Here is a 19,068-nt window from a genome sequence, read left to right on the forward strand (position 1 = left end):
GCACAGACTTTGATCAGTCGATGGAAGCAATCACCGTTTCGCCACCCCGCACATCCTGATTCAGTTGCACTGCAATTTTTGCATGCAGCGGAAGGAAAAGGTCAACCCTTGAACCGAATTTGATGAATCCGAATGCTTCACCCTGCGCAACCTTTTGATGCGGCTGCAGGTAGTTCACTATTCTCCTCGCAAGAATACCGGCAATCTGCCGCATCAGCAATTCAGTCTTGTCATTGGCGATTACCACTGTGGTCCTTTCATTTTCCGTGGATGATTTAGGATGCCAGGCTACGAGGAACTTTCCGGGATGATGCCTGACATATTTCACTTCACCGCTGATCGGGTTACGGTTAACATGCACATTGGCCGGCGACATAAAAATGGAGACCTGCCGCCTCGGTGCGTGAAAATATTCTGTTTCTACAGTTTCTTCTATCACCACCACTTTACCGTCTGCCGGTGCAATGATCACCGCATCATTCATAAGCGTATTTCGCTTTGGGTTACGGAAGAAGGAAATGAGGAACAGATAAAACCCGGTACTCAGCAATATCAGCATTGCCTGCAGCCATTGTGGAAGCGGAAGCAATATCAGCAACGCTGCGTTGATGATCAGCAACACTGCTGCCATCAGCAACAATGTGGCGGTTCCTTCTTTGTGAATGCGAATCATCCGTAGCAGCTTGTAAAACGGTGTGAATATAAATACTACGTTGTCATTTCATCAACAGTGTCATCATATAAAAGCCAAATACGAAAGGAATGCAAAAAATGAAGGCATCAAAACGGTCGAGGAAACCGCCATGGCCGGGCATGAATGAACCCGAGTCTTTCACGCCGGCAGCTCTTTTAATCATCGATTCAACGAGGTCGCCGATGGTGCCGAAAATGGAAACAATGGCTCCTGTTGTCATCCAGCCTGCAGCGCCGAATTGCGGAAAATACAGCGAGAGGAGCCAGCCGGTCAGGATGGAAAAAATTAATCCGCCGGCAAATCCTTCCCATGATTTGGCAGGCGATACCGATGGAAACAGCTTGTGTTTACCGAATAGCGATCCGGCAAAATAGGCCATGGTATCATTCGTCCAAACCAATAATACGATGCCCAGTATCAATCCGCAGCGTACAGGAAACCATACGCCGTTTTCATGTGCATATGGAAAAAACAATGCCATGGCGAGCGGAAAGGTGATATAAACAATACCGGTTACCTGAAGGCCTGCATTGCGCAACGGTGACGGACTTTGCAGAAACAATTCCAGCACGAGGTATCCAAGCAGCAAGGGAACCACGAGGAAGTAGATGTATTCATTCACGTAAGGAAGAAACCGGAATCCTGTTCCGAGCAGGTAAAAAATCAGTGTACCGGAAACAATAGTATACACCGTGGCTGTCTTTCGCTGATGCGGATTATATTCCTGCATGGAACGTATCAGCCTGTTATATTCCCATAAGCAACCGGTGTGTATGATCAGCATCAGCAGGAGAAAAACATATTCATGCAACATTATTCCTCCGAGCATTACTGCGGCGAAGGCAATGGCAGTAACGGCCCGTCTTGGCAGATCATTCATAGTTATTGCATTTGAGATAGCAGCGGCAATACAACTTGACTTCCCAGCTATTCTTCAGAAAAGGATGCTTCTACAATATTTAGCGCGTCAGCCGAATCTTTGAGTGCCACGCACACACTGATTTCACCGATGGTAATATAAGAAGAGTCTTGCTGATTCAATATTACCGCTTCGATGTGGTGCTCTTTCAACAGGCTTTGCACGATGATTGCCTGGTGCATGTAAGGTGTTTCATATACTTTCATCCATTCTTCCTGTTGCATGAAATGCGGTCTTTTAAAACTTAAGCTGAAAACGTGTACAGAAGGCTGCATCTTCCATTGAGCAAAAAAGCAAATTATTCAATGGCTGAATATGGCTGTTGCATCAGCCTGTCAGAAAATAAACTTTCGCCGGTCGCTGACCTTCCTGAAAAAAAACAACAACGCTGCCAGCATAAAAGTACTGATCACGATGACGGAAGCGGGAAGGGCATCATCGCCCGCAATGTCGAACTGTATCATGCCGTGTTCGTGCAGGTAAGCCATGATGATTTGCCCGCCGTTTATAAAAGCATGTGCAACAATCGGTACCCATAAGTTACCACTCCAGTAAAACAGGTAACCAAGCAGGCCGCCCAGCAGCATCCTTGGAACAAATCCGTAAAACTCAAAATGGATGAAGCTGAATACAAAAGCGGTGACCCAGATGGCCAGGTGGGCATTTCTCAGCCATTCTTTCATAACCTGTTGTACACAACCGCGGAAGAATAATTCCTCGGCTAAGGCGGGAATGATGGCAATCACTATGAGGTTGATGAAAAGATCTATCGGCAGCGGCATCCTGATAAATAACGCTGTCATCTTCTCATTGGAGTCGGCGGAATCCCTGATCATTTTTTCGACAGGATCAAGGAAGGAAGGAAGATCAAGTTGCTGATTCAGGGTGTACATATAACTGATGAAGGGCCCTGCCGATGCAAGCACGAGGGCCGCCAATGGCAGCAACCAGAGCGAATATCGGCGCCGCAAACGAAGGAAATCGCCACCGGGCCATTTCAGCAGGGCGAACATGATGGCAGGCACAAAAAATCCGCCGAGTGACGACATGAACTGCAGCAGCTTGATGGCATTCACCTGGTTGGGGTTCATGGCAACACCATTGGGATTACTGAGGGCTTGCTGCAGCACGATATCAATGGTGGTGATACCAAACATTGGCTTCACCAGGAACATGGCGAGCATGGTAAACAGAAAAATGAGAATAAGGGTGAGTGAGGTCAGCAGCAGCAGTTGCAGTAAAGGATGCATACCATCCATCGGAAAGCGTCGGCGTATCATGCCTCAAAAATCGTAAATTTGAAGCGCATTTAAGGAAAATATAAAGAAGCGATGCTGGCGTGCTGTTGACCGTAGTGTAAAATCGGTGATCTGCAGTACACTTTGTATGGCACTTACGTAATTATAATGATAGTTAAGCAGCATGGTTAAAATCGGTGACATATTGTTGGGTGAATTCCCGTTGCTGCTGGCACCGATGGAAGACGTGAGTGATCCGCCATTCAGGGCAGTGTGTAAGATGAATGGCGCCGACCTTATGTATACGGAATTTATTTCTTCGGAAGGCTTAATCCGTCATGCCCGAAAGAGTGTGCAGAAGCTCGATATATATGATTATGAGCGTCCCATCGGCATTCAGTTTTTTGGTGGCGAGGTAGATACAATGGTGGAATGTGTTGATATCATAGAAGAAGCACAACCGGACCTCATCGATATCAATTACGGTTGCCCGGTAAAAGGAGTAGCCTGCCGTGGCGCAGGTGCCGGCATCTTAAGAGATGTACCGAAGATGGTGAAGATGACAGGCGAAATTGTGAAGCGCGCTACTTTACCCGTTACCGTGAAAACAAGGCTCGGATGGGACGATGACAGCATTAATATCATGGAAGTGGCCGAGCGGCTGCAGGATGTAGGCATAGCTGCCCTCAGTATTCATGGAAGAACCCGTTGCCAGCTGTATAAAGGTGTGGCAAGGTGGGAACCTATTGATGAGGTTAAAAAAAATCCGCGCATCCGCATCCCCATTTTTCTGAATGGTGATGTTACCTCGCCGGAGAAGGTAAAATTCATCCGCGAAAATTTTGATGTCGATGGCGTAATGATTGGCCGTGCTGCCATCGGCAACCCATGGTTTTTTAATGAAGTGAGACATTTCCTGAAAACAGGCGAGCATCTTGCTCCGCCTTCTATTGATGACCGTATTGAAGTGTCGCGCACCCACCTGCATAAATCTGTGCAATGGAAGGAAGGCAGGTTAGGAGTTTTGGAAATGAGGAAGCATTATGCTAATTATTTCAAAGGATTGCCTAACGTGAAAGAATTCAGAGACAGGCTGGTCAGGCTGGAAGAGGTGGAAGCCATTGAAGAAGTTTTTGAAGAAATGAGATCACGTTACGCCGGTGCAGCCGTTGTTGTTTAGTTACACTATCGCATAAAAACAGCATCGTCATCATGTGGCATAACTGCCGAGGAAATCCACATCAGCATTTTTTAAAATCCGCAGCCGGATACACAAAATGAAAGCCGGTTCATTAATTGCAGAGATTACCTCCGGTTGATTTATTGAATTTTGACTTTAACTTACTTCCGCTATTCCGGTACATACAAATTAATCCAAACTTTGAAGTCAGCACTTTTATTTTTATTGCTCTTTCCCGCTGCATTCAACCTCTATTCACAGGGGCTTTCTGCATACCTCAATGTCCGCAATGCTTTTTTTGTGTTTGATGATTCTGTGAGCAGGGAAATAGAGTACCTGCCTCCCAAGAGTTTTAAGATAGGCGGTAACTGCATTGCCTATACCTCAAGCAACAACAGCTTCAAGGTGTATCAGAAAGGCAAGGTGCTGGAAGTGAATGAAGGATTCACAACCGATTATTTCATGACCGGCAACTATGTGGTAATGAAAAACAACACCTCCTTACATGTATACGACAATGGCAAATCCATGCTGCTCGTTCGCAACCCTTACGACTGGGTAGCTTCCGACAGCATTATCGGGTTCTCGGATCCATTGTCAAAAGGATATTTCATTTATACCGCAGGCAGGATCTTCACGCTGAGCCAGGACCTCATTGCTGATCCGATCAAGATCAGTGATATAGGGAAAAACATACTGGCATATACCACTATTGATGACAGCCTGAAGATATTTTACCATGGAAATATTTACCCGCAGCCGGTGCAAAATGTAACGGAGATTAAAGTTGGCAAGAATGTGGTCGCATATCTAAATGACTATAACAGTGATTTCAAGGTATTTTACAAAGGCCAGCCCTTTACACTGGAGCACTTTGAGATCAGGTGGTTCTTAACCGGCGATAACCTGGTGGTGTACCAGACAAGTGATGGTGAGTTTAAGATATTTTACGATGGTGTGGTGTTTACGGTAGGCAAATTTAATCCCGACCAGCTGAAGGTGACCGATAACCTGGTTACCTACGCGGATGATGTCGGATTTTTTAAAGTTTTTTATAAAGGGCAGACCTATCAGCTGGATCGTTACATGCCGGATCATGTGGAAATGAGTCAGAACTCACTCTATTATATTGGTCGCGATGACCGGATCACCTTCTTTTCTTTTGGTTTACAGCAGGAGCTGCCGATGGAGAATTACAGCAGCCTGCGGCTCGATTATGATGTGCTGCGGGTAGAGCCTACGCCGCACCAGTTCACCTTTTATTACAAAGGCAAGTCTTTCTGAAAAAAAAACCCTGCTGAAATTTCAACAGGGATTTGTATTACAGCGTTTAATGTAAGTTATCAGGAGAGTACCTTTTCTTTTGACCATTCCTTGGCCAACTGCTTCAGGTCTACCAGTACCTGATCCTGCCGTTTGCGGTTTTCCATGTCTTCCGGATCAGTTTTCAGGCTTTGTTCTTTTTTCAGCCTGTCGTTCTCCGCATTGAATTGTGCAATCTGTTCGGCGGTGAACTGCATTTCTTCACCTTTCTTTACAAATACCCTTTCATAACCCAGTTCATCCAGTTCATTACCGGCCACCGATTCAAAAATCCGTACCTGCTCTTCCGGCATCTCTTTCAGGAACTTGTTATAGTTATGATGCATGATGGGTTTGGTAACGTTTTCCCAAAGCGAGCTGGCAACAGCGGTATTCTTCGCTTCCTGGCTGTCGTAAAACTCCATCATCTCCGGCATGAATTCGATACCGAGAAATGCGCACATGTTACGCAGTGTGCTTTCTGTTTCTTCCGTCAGTTCTGTATAAGAAACAGTGAAGTAGCGGTCTGTCGGCAGGTTGGCACGTGCATCGAGGCAAAGGCGCTGCAGCACAGACCATTGTTTGGCAATATTATAAACATGCTTATCACCGATTACTGCTTTGGAGAAAGAAAGAGCCACGTCACGTCCATCGCGGTGCAGGTAGATATATTTATTGTTACCGAAGTAATGATTGAGATGATCAGCCCAGCGAATATTCTGCATGCTCTTGCAAAGCCAGGCCCTTGCGCCATTTGATTCACCATAAATATCCATCACTGCTCCATAGATGGCTATCACATGCTTTTCGCGGCAACGGCGTTTAACATCATCACGCTTCAGGGTAGTATTGAGCCACAATACAGGATTGGTTTCTACCAGCCTGCATACAATCTCCACCATCTGATTGAACTTGTCATCATCCAGTATAACATGCACAGGAACAATAGGGTCGATCCGCTGAAGGATATGCGGCGGATGCGGTGCTGCTATCTCATGCGAATTCGAAATCATCAACCGCAGCAAATTAGAACCTGACCTTTGTTCACCTACGAGAAAAAGAGCTTGCATACTCGTCTGTTTAATTCTGAAATTTTATGGGTATAGAAAAAAACCGATTAATCCGGCTGTGGGAATTATGTAAATCACATCAACATTGTATCTGATGAGCGCAAACAAAGCCCCGCCAAAAATAAGTAATGACGGCCAAAAAGCAGCAACAGATGAATAATCTGTCATTTTTGCCAGCTCCCAGGCCGCGAAAAAGATCATGCCGATCACTCCGCACCGGATACCGCGCAATACAGATTTTGCGACGACTGACTTCTTGAAAAACTCCATGGCCTTGGATGCCACCACCATCAAAATGGCCGGTGGTGTGAAGATGGCAATCGTGGAAAGCAATCCGCCGAGTACTCCTTTTACCTGGAAACCGATGAATGCGGCGGCAATCAGGATGGGGCCAGGCATTACCTGACTGAATGCAATGCCATCTTTGAAACCTGCCTGCGTAACCCAGTGAAATACTTCCACTACATGATGCTGAATGATGGGTATAATCACATATCCGCCACCAAAAAGCATTACGCTCAGTCCGGCAAATGTTTTTACAAGGTTGAAAAGGCTTTTTGGATCCTGCACCGGAATATAAAGCCCTGATGCGAGTACCGCAATCATCAGCAGTACCAGGCTGGTTGTTATAAAAGGAAATTTTGACCGGTCGGGTTTAGGTGCTGCAGCCAGTGCTTTTTTGTCGGTGAATAACAGGTAACCGATGATACCAAAGAGGAGCACCAGTAAAAATGTTATGTAAAGACGATAATCGCGTGGAATAAAGATTAGTGCTGCGATGGCCAGTAATACCAATGCCAGTTCGATCTTGCCTTTCACGTTTTGTTTCGCCATCCTGTAGGCCACGCTAATAATGACAGCGGCTACGGCCGGTACAAATCCCTGGAAGAACCGTTTCACTTCTGTAATATTTCCGTAGATGCCGTAGAGATAACTTAACAACATCATCAGGATGAAAGAGGGCAGCACTACAGCGATGCCGGCAACAACAGCGCCCCACGGACCCTTCAACTTATTACCCGTGTATGCCACCACATTTACAGCCTGTGGGCCGGGTAATAAGCTGGCCAGCGATATGCCATCGAGCATCTCTTCAGGGCTTAGCAGTTTACGTTTTCTGACAATGATGCTTTCAACAACAGAAATCAGCGACATAAATCCACCAAAGCCAAGGCAACCTGCTTTTAAAAAAATGGTGAATATGAAGAAAAGTGAAACGGGTTGCTGAACTTCCGAGTCGGCGCTAACTCCTGCCTGCGGTTGTGGATCCTGGGTAGTCAAAAATTAAAAAATCTAAACGTTCGATGATCAATGTGAGCAATGCCACTTGTTACGTGATGCCCCAAAATAAATGCCGCCAAAAGTACACTTATTTCTTTTACAAGTGCAGTCAGATTCTATTTTTACTATCACGCTGAATGATGGTCATTGTATGCTGTATTTACATCATGCATGATGCCGTATCATCATGCTTTATTTATTCCCTCCGAGGCAATGCCAACCTTCTTTCACTTTGGCCCGCAAGCTGCGATGCCGGATGCTGCAGCGTTCAATGCTCCTCTTCTCAATTTCCTGCACATCACAATTCCCGGCTACGGAAACTAACCTTTTGAACTAAGCCTCAATATGGTGCCTGCTTTTAAGTTATTACATTTTGAAGCGCCATTGAGCTTCCTGATCTCTGCCACCGTGGTGCCATGCCGTTGTGCGATATCCCAAAGGGTATCTCCGTTTCGTGCTTTATAATACACATAGCCTGCAGGTGCTGCAGGTTTTGTTGCGGTTACGGTACTGCCGTTTCCGGCGGTCTTTTTTACTTCACCGTCATTTCCGCGGACTTCCACAGACGCAGTAGTATACATCATTTTTTCACCTGCAGGAGTATTGATCTTAAGCTTTTGTCCAATCATTACGGTAGTATTGTTCATATTGTTCCATGCCTGAATCTCCGCTATAGTCACTTTATGACTGGCTGCTATTTTGCCAAGGTTGTCGCCTTTTTTCACTGTATATGTAATCGTTGCAGGCGCCGGAAGAGATTTTGTACTTATTGTTTCATTTGATGTATTGTGTAGTCCGGCTGAATCATGCCCGCTGACAGCTACGGCGATGGAAGTGCTGTCAGCGATTTTCGGGTTGTACAATTTAAGTTTCTGGCCGGTTGTGATGGCAGATCCCTGCAGGTTATTCCATGCTTTGATATCCTCAACACTTACGGCCCGGGTAGCGGCAATTTTATTCAGGTTATCACCCTTTTGAACCGTGTAAGTAATCTTCTTTGCCGAATCATTTTCTGCCGTGGCAATACTGTTATTTTCGTTTGCTACGGATTTCGCCACGGGTGAAGGCTTGCTGAAAGCACTGGCAGTGGAAGAAGCTGTACCATGGCCGCTGTTGATTTTCAGTTTCTGGCCAACCCGTATGGTGGAACTATGCAGGTGATTCCACTTTTTAAGCTGATTAACGGAGACATGATATTTGGCTGCAATCTTTCCAAGGTTATCGCCTTTGCGGACGGTATAAGTGAAACCGGCGCCCGGGATATATCCTCCTTCAAACACCGCCTTGGCATTAACGGAGTATAGTATGATGGAATCCCTGCTGGCATCAAACAGGGCAATACGGTCAGCCGGCAGTTTGCAGGCATATGAATAGACGGATCCTCCCGGTATCACGCTGCATTTCAATCCCGGATTCAGAAATTTAAATTCCTCCATGCTTAATCCGGTGAATTTTGCAATCTGTTCGCATGCCATCTTTTCAGATACATCCACTGTGGTGATAGGTTCAAAGCTGTATTTGGGATATTCCGGAGAAAGCTCATGCAATTCATAATACGTCATCACATAGGTTGCAGCGATGAAGGCAGGTACATAGTTTCTTGTTTCGCGTGGAAGGTAATTGCGGATTTCCCAGAAAGTTTTTCCGCCTGATTGTGAGATGGCGCGGTTAATATTGCCGGGTCCGCAGTTATAGGAAGCAATGGCCAGCAGCCAGTCACCGTAAATGTCATACATTCCCCTGAGGTACTGTGCGGCGCCTTCTGTCGAACGTATGATATCCTTGCGCTCATCGATATAGGAATTGATGCTGAGTCCGTATTGTTTTGCTGTGCCATACATAAATTGCCACATGCCGGTTGCTCCTACACGGGAAACAGCATGCGGGTTCAGGGCAGATTCAATAATCGAGAGGTATTTTATTTCCGGCGGAATACCGTATTGTGCAAATACTTCATCGAAAACCGGAAAATAAATCTTGCTGAGTCCCAGCATTCTTGCTACCTGCTCACGGCGGTTGAGCACATACAGGTTGATATATTTTTTTACTTCATCATTATACGTGAGGCTGACCGGCGTAACCAAAGCATTGAGCCGGGCGCTGTAAATGGAATCTTCGTACGTAGGGAAATCTACATTGGCAAATGAAACCTTAGGTTCCTGCAGGCTGTCTAATTCAGCCAGGTCGTTCTCCACTTCATTGAGAGAGTCGTTATTTTCATACTGATCCGGCAAGACCTGGGGATCATTAATCACAGGTTCTTTCGACTGCACCCATGGCGGTTGCTGCGCGTAAGTTGCGTTGCTGAAAAAAACATTGCAGCAAAAGGCGAAGAGAAAAGCTGCAAGGATCTTTTTAATACGGTCGTTCTTCGTCATTACGAGGTGGCAACTACAGCTTTAGTGAGGGAAAGTTTTGCCGCAAAATACGGAAATAATTGCCGGAATCAGCCATGAACAGCAATTGTTAGCCGGTGGTTTAACACATGATTAACTATGTTATTGCCTAAAAAGTAAAATGGCAGGCAGTTCGTGATACTATTCTCCTTAATTATTTACGGTATCAAGTGATTGTCTGTATTCCGGTTGGCCTGTTTCATGTCAGTTGTCACTGGATCAGGCTGCTATCGTGAAAAAGGGTTGAATAAAAACAGATGAAGGCAGAAATTGTCAGGATCGGTATCTTATAAATGCAAAGTTGCATTTAAAAACTGCTGATCTGATGAAGAAGAAAATTGTCCCTTCGGCATACGCTGAACATGTTCGTGTGAACGAAAATATAAATAGTGATTGGTATCTAAAAAGCGTGCTTATTCCGGGCGGTCTTTTTTATCGCCTTCTTTCATGCCATCTTCCAGCTCTTGCTGCACATTGGCTTTTGCGCTGTTGAATTCACGAATACCTTTGCCGATACCGCGCATGAGTTCAGGGATTTTTTTACCGCCAAATAACAGCAGGACTGCCAGGAAGATTAATATCCATTCACTGCCACCGGGCATGCTGATTAAGAAGAGAGGTTCCATCGATTGAGCATTTACCCGGTAAAAGTACTTGAAATATCGGAATCAGGATTGAAGACGGATTTTTCTATTGAAAATATTGCAACGGTTATTACATAGCAAGTATTTGTCAGCAAATGCCGGAAAAAAAAGGAAACAGAATATCAGATCCAAAAGGTTCACAATGCACATGCAGGCTGATGGATTGTATCGCATGCTGCAGGATATGGAGCATCAGTTCAGACTGACGTATAGCCAGCCTGCCGGTTAATTTTTCTGACCTGGTGGTTGCATGGGTTTCCCGCCTTTATCCTGCCGCATGTCTTTCAGCAGCGAGATCTTAAAAAGCTGCTCTGCACGGTATAACTTCGCCACCTTTTTCACAGGCAGTATCTTCTTGAACTCGGTATTGTATTTACGGGCTATATCAAGCTCCTTTTGCCGCGAATTAAATTCGTTGTCAATTACCTTGCTGACCTGTTCATCGGTATAGCTGTCGAAATTGATCTTCGCCGACATCAGTTCATTCGCACGGTCTTTACGCAACGCCTCCAGCTCGTCGCGGTATTTGTTGTAAACGGGCCAGAACACCTGTGCCTCTTCCGGGCTCAGTTGCACTTCATTCGTGATGAAGCCAATGCGCCGCGCCTCCACTTCGTCTCTCTGATCCTGCGATACAGGTGGCTGTGCCATGGAAAAGGCAGACAGCAGGCAGCATGCTGCGATTATGGCCGGTGACTGCCGGAAAAGATGAAGAAATCTGTGTGTTAGCATGGGAATTATTTTTTTAGATTTCGCTGAGAGATTGTTCGTCAAATTCCATTACATCCATCAAAGAAGGATCCTGCGGATTCATTGCATCGGTTGCGGCATCAGCAACCTGTTCTTGCAATACAAGGTCAACTATTATGGATTCATCCACATCGGCAACACTTAGCAACAGGCTGCTTTCCGCGGAGGTTGCTGTTGCCAGTTCCTGCCGGCTGTTATCTTGTTGCGGCTGATAGGTAAATAAGGTAATGGAAGTAATGATCAATGCGGCTACGGAGGCGGCAGCAAGCCATACTTTCCATTGAATGGAAGGCAGGTGTACAGGATAGCTTTTTATGCGATGGATCTTTTTCGGCTGCCCGCCGATCCGTGAAAGCACAACAGCGGGCAACTTATCAAAATAATTTTCCGGGGTTTCAAAAGGATGACCGGCGGCAGTTGTCATGAAGCCGGCAACAGGCTCTTTTCCGGATACGGCCTGCAGTATAAATTCAGGGGCATTGATAAAATAATCTTCCGGTGCCTGAAAAGGAAGTTCGCGCGGCAGTGTCAAAAGGTAAGGCGATAGTTCTTTTAATTCACTGTTTAAGTCTTGCTGCCTGTTCATATTTTGATGCTGCTCTTTCATTTTTCAGTTGCCGTTGTGGCAATTGTGTACGAATATGAATGTATGGACTGTCACCTGCATCATTGGTTTAATCACCCGCACCAAATCTTTACTGATGATCCAGCATATATTGCTCTACTTTTTTCACCGCATGGTGAAAACTGGCCTTTAGTGCCCCCACAGAAGTATCGAGCATGCCCGACATCTCTTCATACGGAATCTCATCGTAATAGCGGAGCTGAAATACGAGACGCTGTTTTTCCGGTAAAGTGAGAATGGCTTCCTGCAGTTGCAGCTGAATGTCATTGCCATTGATGAAATTGCCCGTATGTAATTTATTCATCAGCTCTGTCGACTGCTCCGGCATAGGCAAGAGACCTTTGCGTTTCTTATGGTCCAGGAAAGTGAGGGTTACATTGGTTGCGATCCGGTAGAGCCAGTAGACAAGTTTCGATTCTCCACGGAAGCCTGCCAGGCTGTTCCATGCCCTGATAAAAGTTTCCTGCACAAGGTCATTGGCGTCATCGTGGTCTATCACCATACGCCGTATGAACCAGTATATTTTTTTCTGATCGCGCTTAACAAGCCGGGTAAAGGCTATTTCTTTCCGTTCCGCTTCGCGAAAAGTCTGCAGAATCTCATTGTCGGTTATGAGGTGTTCGATGTCAGGCGTATGTTCGGGCAAGACGAAAGAAATTTACGACAGTAAACAGGCTTATAGAGGAAGCCAGGCAATACATGTAAATGGTTCTTTCTCCCGGTATTATTTTTTTCTGCCGATTGCTTTCCTCACTGCCGCAACAATATGTGGCGTATCAATCTCATATTTCACCAGCAACTCTTCAGGTTTTCCGCTCTCACCGAAAGAATCATTCACCGCTACCATCTCCATCGGAACCGGTTGATGCCGTGCTAATACGCCTGCAATCAAATCGCCTAATCCGCCATACACCTGGTGCTCTTCAGCCGTTACGGCACAACCCGTTTTGGAGACAGAACTGATGACTGCTTTTTCGTCCAATGGTTTAATCGTATGGATATTGATGACTTCGGCACGGATGCCATCGCCGGCAAGTATGCGGCTGGCTTCAATGGCTTTCCAAACCATGTGGCCGGTAGCGAAGACCGACACGTCACTGCCGGTAATCAACAGCTGAGCTTTTCCGATTTCAAATGGGTCGCTTTCCGAAGTAAAGTTGGCCACTTTCGGACGGCCGAAGCGCAGGTAAACAGGCCCTTTATGATCGGCTATCGCAATCGTTGCCGCTTTGGTCTGATTATAATCGCATGGCACAATCACCATCATGCCGGGCAACATGCGCATAAGTCCGATGTCTTCTAAAATCTGGTGAGTGGCGCCATCTTCTCCAAGGGTAAGACCGGCATGGGAAGCACAGATCTTTACATTTTTTCCTGAGTACGCAATTGACTGACGGATCTGATCATATACACGCCCGGTGGAAAAATTGGCAAATGTCCCTGTATAAGGAATTTTTCCGCCTATGGTAAGGCCCGCCGCGATGCCCATCATATTTGCTTCTGCTATACCCACTTGTATGAAGCGGCCGGGAAATTCTTTGATGAAGGCGTCCATACGCAGCGATCCGGCAAGGTCGGCGGTTAATGCCACCACATCCGGATTTTTCCTGGCCACTTCTACCAGGCCGGCACCATAGCCGCCCCTAGTTTCTTTTTTGTCTTTGTCGCTATATTGATCGGTCATGTAGAATAAGATTGTAGAGTATTGTTGTGTATGAATGAATAGTTGTTGTCTTTCCTGTCATTTATCTTCCGGATTTCCGTTTCCAATACGGTTTACAATCGTAGTTGTGCAGCTTCACCGCTCCTGATGCGAAACGGTTTGGTAATGGAATCACCGGCTTTCCCGGATGATTTGGGGCGATAGATGACAAAGTATTCGCCTGCCTGCAAACCTACCAATTCATTAGATAAATTTTCATTGAGCCCGTAAATTTTTACCAACCTTCCGTTTTCATTCATAAAAATGCCGCCGTACACGGGGATTGATTTCGCAAGGTTAAGTACACCAGGCACATCTATTTTAACAGTGGTAGTTGTGCTTTGTGTAACGGTCACATTTTTTATCTGCAGCCTTGGAATTGTAAGTACCTCAAGGTCATAATTTCCTGATAAGTACTTTACCGTGGTATTCATATCCTGCACCATCTCCGTCCGTGTGCTGCCTGCCAGCCGTACGATACATTTAAGCTTGCTGTTCAGATTGTTGTTGACAGTACTGCTGCTGAGTTCCACTTTTAAAAATCCCTGTGATGCGGGAATGTTTATTTCATTATCAGTTTTGGCAGAAAAAACCAGGTTGCTTTTGCTGATGGGTGGAATAGTATGTACTGCCATATTATAGGTAATTAGAGGATCAACCTGCAGTGTGTCCGGCAGACCGCGATAGTTCAGTGTATGGTAAAAATTATACTTCACCATGCCATCGGTGGCATCATAAAACGTCATGTCAACATCAGTTTCCAGCGGACGGCCATCAGCATCAAGCAGGTTTACACGCAAGGTGGCAACAGACAATAGTCTTTGTACTACTGTCTTCATGATATCAATCAGTGCAGCAGGATGCTCCGCATTATAATAATTGCCGATGCAATCCATCGAAGATTTTGAGGCAGCTTCAAGGTTCAGTCCTATTACAAATGGCTTCAGGAAGATGTGCTGTTGTTGCAGCATCAACGAAACAGCGCAGGGATCTACGCCACATGATTCTTCTCCGTCGGTAACGAGCAACAGGATATTTCTCGCCGATGGATCTTTGGGAAAATCATTCGCCGCCTCCTGAATAGACCGGGCCAGCGGCGTGATGCCTTTCGGCCGAACGGAGAACAATGAATGACGGATGGCTTCTGCATTTGACGGACCAAATGCCACCTCCAATTTGGTATCGTTGCAGTCATTGTCTGTATTGATACTCTGATGACCATAAACACGCAAAGCAGTTTGCACATTGGGTATTGCCTGCAATGAATCGGCCAACTCTGCAATAATGCTCCTTGCTGTTTCCATCTTTGTTTTTCCTTCCCACGGGTTGAGCATGCTTGAAGATGCATCGAGCACAAAGAGGATGCGTGTAATGCTTTTATCTGTTGCAGGAGGTGGCGAGACCCTTGTTTGTGAAAAAATTTCTGTCACGAAGCACATGCAGACTAAAAAGATGATCAGCAGAAAAGCACAGCGGCTGCCATGCTGCTGCTGCGAGCGGTACTTTTCGTTTTGTATGATGACTGCCGTTCGCCTCACAATTTTATAGCTGTTGTTTTTCCGGAAGTAATCACTACCGGGTATTCCTTTGTTTTCATCGACTGTTTTCCTTTGTCGGGCCTGAAAATCACGCTGTAGCTGCCCGGTTGCAAAGCAATTGTTTTTACGGCCGTCAGCTTGCTAAAATCCCAAACCTTCTGCAAGCCTTTGTCAGTTTTCATAAACACACTTGCTATGCCTGCAGCTGACGGATTTACCGATAATGTTCCGGGACGCGGCACTTTAACAGCAGTGGTTTTTGCTTCTTCCAGGATTACATCGTTTCGAATGATGCGCGGAAGTGTAAGGATTTCGAGGTCATAAGAACCGGTCAGGTATTTCTGCGAACGGTTCAGGTCCTGTATAGCCAGGATTGTGCTGTTGCCGGCTACACGCACAATACAGGGGACGCCCGGATTGACGGTGGAGGCCGTTTCCCATTTTAACTCCAGCGTTCCCTGCGGCACATCGGCTGCAATGGTGTTGTGAATGCCCTTTACCAGTTCAATACCATTTCTCATTACCGGTGGAATGCTGTGAACCTGCAGGTCATATTTCATGTCGGCATTCAGCTGTAACGTATCAGGGTTTCCTTTGGCATTCAGCGTATGCACGAAATTGTATTTCACTTTTCCCGACAGGTGATCATACAACGTGACTTCCACGTTGGTTTCAGAAGGCATGCCGTATGCATCGAGCAGGTTGATCTGTGCAGTGGTGGCATTGAGCGCGCGCGAAATCACCACCTTCATGACACCAGCGAACATTTCTCCCTGCTGCACATCAAAAAAGGCGCCGGCACATTCAAATTTTTTACGGATGGAATCGCTCAGGCCAAGTCCAATGATAAAGGGTTTCAGCACAATGCCTTTCTCAGCCATCAGTGTGGCTATGTTGCAGATATTGCCATTGCAGGTTTCATTGCCATCCGTAATCAGCACAATGGAATTGTTCGACAATGAATCAGTTGGAAAATCGATGATGGATTGCTCCAACGTGTATTCAATAGGAGTTTGTCCCTGAGGTTTTATTTCCTGCAATCGTTTTGCAACAGCTGCGCCGTTATTTTTCCCGAAAGGAATTTCAAGTTTGGTGTCTTCGCAATTGTTTTCTGACCTTGGCGACTGATGACCAAACACACGCACTGCAAATTCCACATTCGGATTTGCTTTTGAAATACTGTCGATGGTATGAATCAGCATTGCTTTCGACTGCTCAAACTTTGATGGAGCGGTACCGCTGGCAGCGGTTTTCAGCGATCCCTTCATGCTTCCCGAGGCATCGAGCACAAACAGGACCCTGCTTGTTTTTGATTTATACAGTGCAGATGGTTGTGCCATGACTGACGGCAGCGTCAGCCACCAAAGCAAAAAAGATACAGCGCACCAATACAATATTAATTTCTTATCGGGGCTGCTTTTCAATGACAACGTTTTCGGTTTTCAGTATGCAACGTGTAGAATCGGCTTGACCGGGGAAGCAAAGCTGCTGCCGCCTAATAATCACCAAGCGTGGCAGGCAACTGATCGAGTGCTTTTGCCAGCTGATCATCATTGGGCGCTACGCCATGCCATTCGTGGTTGTTCATCATAAAATCCACGGGATAACCCATCGCCGTCTTCATCAGGATGGCAATAGGTTTGCCTTTGCCTGTGAGTGATTTGGCTTTGTTGAGCACGGCCACCACGTCTTCCATATCATTGCCTTGCATGCTGAGTGTGGTCCAGCCAAACACCCTGAATTTTTCTTCGAGGTCACCAAGCGCCATCACCTTATCTGTCGTACCGTCAATCTGCTGACCGTTCCAATCGATGGTGCTGATGAGGTTGTCTACCTTAAGATGCGCTGCCGACATGATAGCTTCCCAGTTCTGTCCTTCATCCATTTCGCCATCGCCGTGCAATGAGAAGACCAGGTGTGGATCGCCATTGTATTTTTTTGCCAAAGCTGCGCCGATAGCTACCGACATGCCCTGACCGAGTGATCCGGAAGCTACGCGCACGCCGGGCAGGTGTTCATGCGTGGTAGGATGGCCCTGCAGCCGGGTATTGAGCTTGCGGAAGGTGTACATTTCCTTCGGTTCAAAATAGCCTGATCGGGAAAGCACGCTGTACCAGACCGGCGAGATATGGCCATTGGAGAGGAAGAAAATATCTTCCTGCTTACCGTCCATCGTGAAGTTGGTGTCGTGGTGCATGATTTCAAAATACAGCGCAGTAAAAAAATCTGCGCAGCCCAGTGAGCCACCAGGGTGGCCTGACTGGCAGCCATGTACCATGCGAAGGATATCTCTTCTTACCTGCGAAGCGATCTTTTTCAACTCATCAATTGAAGCCATTCCGTTTTTTTTGAAGCGTTAAAAATAGCAGAAATACTGCTTTTGGGGTAATGCCTGTGGTTTTGGGGTAATTGGCAGCACAGCGGTTGGGCGGTGTGAAACAAAAGCTTGTACAGATTTCAGCGGCCCGGCAGCCGGAAACACAATGTTAATTCAGGTTAATAAAGATCGCATTATAAGAAAATGATACTGATTAAAATGTTACTTGAACTACTTCGTGATGAGGAACATTTTCATAGGTGATTTTCATGATGATTGATTAGCTTTATTTGATGGATGACATCCGGCTTTTGGCGTAATCAGGATTTGTGTAAGAAGGAGCGTCATGCCGACTTCGGATAAATAATTACATTAGCAAAAAAATAATCATGTCAGGCAACAGCGTAACGTTACAGCGGGTATTGAAGGCTTCACCGGAAAAAGTTTTTCGCGCTTTTTCAGATCCGGTGGCTTATGCTTCATGGATTCCGCCCTATGGATTTTTGTGTATGGTTCACCACATGGACTTCAAGGTTGGTGGCAGCTACAAAATGTCATTCAGAAATTTTACCACCGGCCATGAACATTCATTTGGCGGGGTTTTTCTGGAGATCAAAACGAATGAACACCTTAAGATATCGGACAAATTTGACGACCCTGCTTTGCCCGGTGAGATGACAACAACGATTACGTTCAATAAGGTATCCTGCGGTACTGAATTAAAAGTTTTGCAGGAAGGGATACCGGCCATGATACCGGTTGAGATGTGTTATCTCGGCTGGCAGGAATCATTGGATAAACTACTCAGGCTGGTGGAACCGGAAATTCCGGATGCCTGATGATTACGAAAATTGTAATGCGGCGATAAGATTATTTTCAGCAATTAAATCAAAATGCTATGGCACATGTTTCAATTTATTTAAACTTTATGGGTAATACGGAAGAGGCTTTCAATTTTTATAAGAAAGTTTTCCGGGCAGAATTCTCAGCACCGATCATGAGAATGAAGGATATTCCCAATCAGGAGGGCATGCCGCCGCTTTCAGAGGCAGACAAAAACAGCGTGATGCATGTGGCATTACCGGTTCTCGGCGGCACTGAGATCATGGGCACTGATATGCTGGAAAGTATGGGGCATAAACTGATTGAAGGAAATAATGTAACGATCAGTCTCAATCCCGACACGAAAGCAGAAGCTGACCGTTTGTACCGGGAACTCTCTCAGGGGGCAAGCGACGGTGTTGCGCCGCACGATGAATTCTGGGGCTATTGGGGTACTTGTAAAGACAGATTTGGCATCAGGTGGATGTTCAATATTTCGAATCCGCCACAGTAGTTTAATCTTCAGACCTAACATGTGTCGGAACCTTACATCGTAATGCCAAAAAATAATGTTCTTCCATTGTATGCTC

At 45.9% G+C, this 19,068-nt stretch carries 19 protein-coding genes; 4 read left to right on the forward strand and 15 right to left on the reverse strand.

Annotated elements, in window-relative coordinates:
* Positions 1-13: 13 nt before the first annotated feature.
* From K1X61_12505 to K1X61_12520, 4 genes are all read right to left on the reverse strand, one after another.
* Positions 14-670: a phosphatidylserine decarboxylase family protein gene (locus K1X61_12505; protein MBX7109463.1), complete on the reverse strand. Its 657-nt coding sequence runs from the start codon at positions 668-670 to the stop codon at positions 14-16.
* Between the two features lie 46 nt (positions 671-716).
* Positions 717-1,574 carry a phosphatidate cytidylyltransferase gene (locus tag K1X61_12510; GenBank protein ID MBX7109464.1) on the reverse strand — a complete coding sequence of 286 codons (858 nt, stop codon included), beginning with the start codon at positions 1,572-1,574 and terminating at the stop codon, positions 717-719.
* A gap of 47 nt (positions 1,575-1,621) precedes the next feature.
* The gene (locus K1X61_12515; protein MBX7109465.1) at positions 1,622-1,837 is read right to left on the reverse strand and encodes a DUF2007 domain-containing protein; all 216 of its coding nucleotides are present in this window, start codon (positions 1,835-1,837) and stop codon (positions 1,622-1,624) included.
* A 111-nt stretch (positions 1,838-1,948) separates the two neighbouring features.
* Positions 1,949-2,893, reverse strand: a complete 945-nt coding sequence (locus K1X61_12520) for a CPBP family intramembrane metalloprotease (protein ID MBX7109466.1) — start codon at positions 2,891-2,893, stop codon at positions 1,949-1,951.
* 142 nt (positions 2,894-3,035) lie between these two features.
* Between K1X61_12520 and dusB the strand changes: the two genes are divergently transcribed.
* Positions 3,036-4,031 carry a tRNA dihydrouridine synthase DusB gene (dusB, locus tag K1X61_12525; protein ID MBX7109467.1) on the forward strand — a complete coding sequence of 332 codons (996 nt, stop codon included), beginning with the start codon at positions 3,036-3,038 and terminating at the stop codon, positions 4,029-4,031.
* A gap of 201 nt (positions 4,032-4,232) precedes the next feature.
* Complete coding sequence (locus K1X61_12530; protein MBX7109468.1) at positions 4,233-5,315, forward strand: hypothetical protein; 1,083 nt, start codon at positions 4,233-4,235, stop codon at positions 5,313-5,315.
* A gap of 59 nt (positions 5,316-5,374) precedes the next feature.
* On the opposite strand, the gene K1X61_12535 is transcribed toward K1X61_12530, so the two are convergent.
* From K1X61_12535 to K1X61_12585, 11 genes are all read right to left on the reverse strand, one after another.
* Positions 5,375-6,403 (reverse strand): sulfotransferase, encoded by a 1,029-nt coding sequence (locus K1X61_12535; GenBank protein ID MBX7109469.1) that lies wholly within the window; start codon positions 6,401-6,403, stop codon positions 5,375-5,377.
* 24 nt (positions 6,404-6,427) lie between these two features.
* Complete coding sequence (gene chrA, locus K1X61_12540) at positions 6,428-7,684, reverse strand: chromate efflux transporter (protein MBX7109470.1); 1,257 nt, start codon at positions 7,682-7,684, stop codon at positions 6,428-6,430.
* Between the two features lie 320 nt (positions 7,685-8,004).
* On the reverse strand, positions 8,005-10,062 hold the full coding sequence (locus tag K1X61_12545) for a LysM peptidoglycan-binding domain-containing protein (protein ID MBX7109471.1): 2,058 nt from the start codon (positions 10,060-10,062) through the stop codon (positions 8,005-8,007).
* Between the two features lie 431 nt (positions 10,063-10,493).
* A complete protein-coding gene (locus tag K1X61_12550) occupies positions 10,494-10,682 on the reverse strand; it encodes a twin-arginine translocase TatA/TatE family subunit (GenBank protein ID MBX7109472.1) in 189 nt (62 codons plus the stop codon).
* Between the two features lie 267 nt (positions 10,683-10,949).
* The gene (locus tag K1X61_12555) at positions 10,950-11,456 is read right to left on the reverse strand and encodes a hypothetical protein (protein ID MBX7109473.1); all 507 of its coding nucleotides are present in this window, start codon (positions 11,454-11,456) and stop codon (positions 10,950-10,952) included.
* Positions 11,457-11,469: 13 nt separating this feature from the next.
* On the reverse strand, positions 11,470-12,081 hold the full coding sequence (locus tag K1X61_12560) for a hypothetical protein (GenBank protein ID MBX7109474.1): 612 nt from the start codon (positions 12,079-12,081) through the stop codon (positions 11,470-11,472).
* A gap of 88 nt (positions 12,082-12,169) precedes the next feature.
* Positions 12,170-12,724 carry an RNA polymerase sigma factor gene (locus K1X61_12565; GenBank protein ID MBX7109475.1) on the reverse strand — a complete coding sequence of 185 codons (555 nt, stop codon included), beginning with the start codon at positions 12,722-12,724 and terminating at the stop codon, positions 12,170-12,172.
* Between the two features lie 99 nt (positions 12,725-12,823).
* Positions 12,824-13,783, reverse strand: coding sequence for a transketolase family protein (locus K1X61_12570; GenBank protein MBX7109476.1), 960 nt, complete (start codon positions 13,781-13,783; stop codon positions 12,824-12,826).
* Positions 13,784-13,875: 92 nt separating this feature from the next.
* Complete coding sequence (locus tag K1X61_12575) at positions 13,876-15,339, reverse strand: VWA domain-containing protein (protein ID MBX7109477.1); 1,464 nt, start codon at positions 15,337-15,339, stop codon at positions 13,876-13,878.
* Positions 15,336-16,763 carry a VWA domain-containing protein gene (locus tag K1X61_12580; GenBank protein MBX7109478.1) on the reverse strand — a complete coding sequence of 476 codons (1,428 nt, stop codon included), beginning with the start codon at positions 16,761-16,763 and terminating at the stop codon, positions 15,336-15,338. Before K1X61_12580 ends, K1X61_12575 begins: the two co-directional genes overlap by 4 nt.
* 71 nt (positions 16,764-16,834) lie before the next feature.
* Positions 16,835-17,668, reverse strand: coding sequence for a transketolase (locus tag K1X61_12585; GenBank protein MBX7109479.1), 834 nt, complete (start codon positions 17,666-17,668; stop codon positions 16,835-16,837).
* 377 nt (positions 17,669-18,045) lie between these two features.
* Between K1X61_12585 and K1X61_12590 the strand changes: the two genes are divergently transcribed.
* Entirely contained in the window at positions 18,046-18,495 is a 450-nt protein-coding gene (locus K1X61_12590) for an SRPBCC family protein (GenBank protein MBX7109480.1), read from the forward strand.
* A gap of 59 nt (positions 18,496-18,554) precedes the next feature.
* Complete coding sequence (locus K1X61_12595) at positions 18,555-18,992, forward strand: VOC family protein (protein MBX7109481.1); 438 nt, start codon at positions 18,555-18,557, stop codon at positions 18,990-18,992.
* Positions 18,993-19,068: the final 76 nt, after the last annotated feature.

The organism is Chitinophagales bacterium, assembly GCA_019694975.1.
Taxonomy (GTDB): domain Bacteria; phylum Bacteroidota; class Bacteroidia; order Chitinophagales; family UBA10324; genus JACCZZ01.

Coding starts and splice junctions, on each gene's coding strand:
- K1X61_12510 (MBX7109464.1), bottom strand. CDS start 1,574: ATGAATGATCTGCCAAGACGGGCCGTTACTGCCATTGCCTTCGCCGCA.
- K1X61_12515 (MBX7109465.1), bottom strand. CDS start 1,837: ATGCAACAGGAAGAATGGATGAAAGTATATGAAACACCTTACATGCAC.
- K1X61_12520 (MBX7109466.1), bottom strand. CDS start 2,893: ATGATACGCCGACGCTTTCCGATGGATGGTATGCATCCTTTACTGCAA.
- dusB (MBX7109467.1), top strand. CDS start 3,036: ATGGTTAAAATCGGTGACATATTGTTGGGTGAATTCCCGTTGCTGCTG.
- K1X61_12535 (MBX7109469.1), bottom strand. CDS start 6,403: ATGCAAGCTCTTTTTCTCGTAGGTGAACAAAGGTCAGGTTCTAATTTG.
- K1X61_12545 (MBX7109471.1), bottom strand. CDS start 10,062: ATGACGAAGAACGACCGTATTAAAAAGATCCTTGCAGCTTTTCTCTTC.
- K1X61_12550 (MBX7109472.1), bottom strand. CDS start 10,682: ATGCCCGGTGGCAGTGAATGGATATTAATCTTCCTGGCAGTCCTGCTG.
- K1X61_12555 (MBX7109473.1), bottom strand. CDS start 11,456: ATGCTAACACACAGATTTCTTCATCTTTTCCGGCAGTCACCGGCCATA.
- K1X61_12560 (MBX7109474.1), bottom strand. CDS start 12,081: ATGAAAGAGCAGCATCAAAATATGAACAGGCAGCAAGACTTAAACAGT.
- K1X61_12570 (MBX7109476.1), bottom strand. CDS start 13,783: ATGACCGATCAATATAGCGACAAAGACAAAAAAGAAACTAGGGGCGGC.
- K1X61_12590 (MBX7109480.1), top strand. CDS start 18,046: ATGTCAGGCAACAGCGTAACGTTACAGCGGGTATTGAAGGCTTCACCG.
- K1X61_12595 (MBX7109481.1), top strand. CDS start 18,555: ATGGCACATGTTTCAATTTATTTAAACTTTATGGGTAATACGGAAGAG.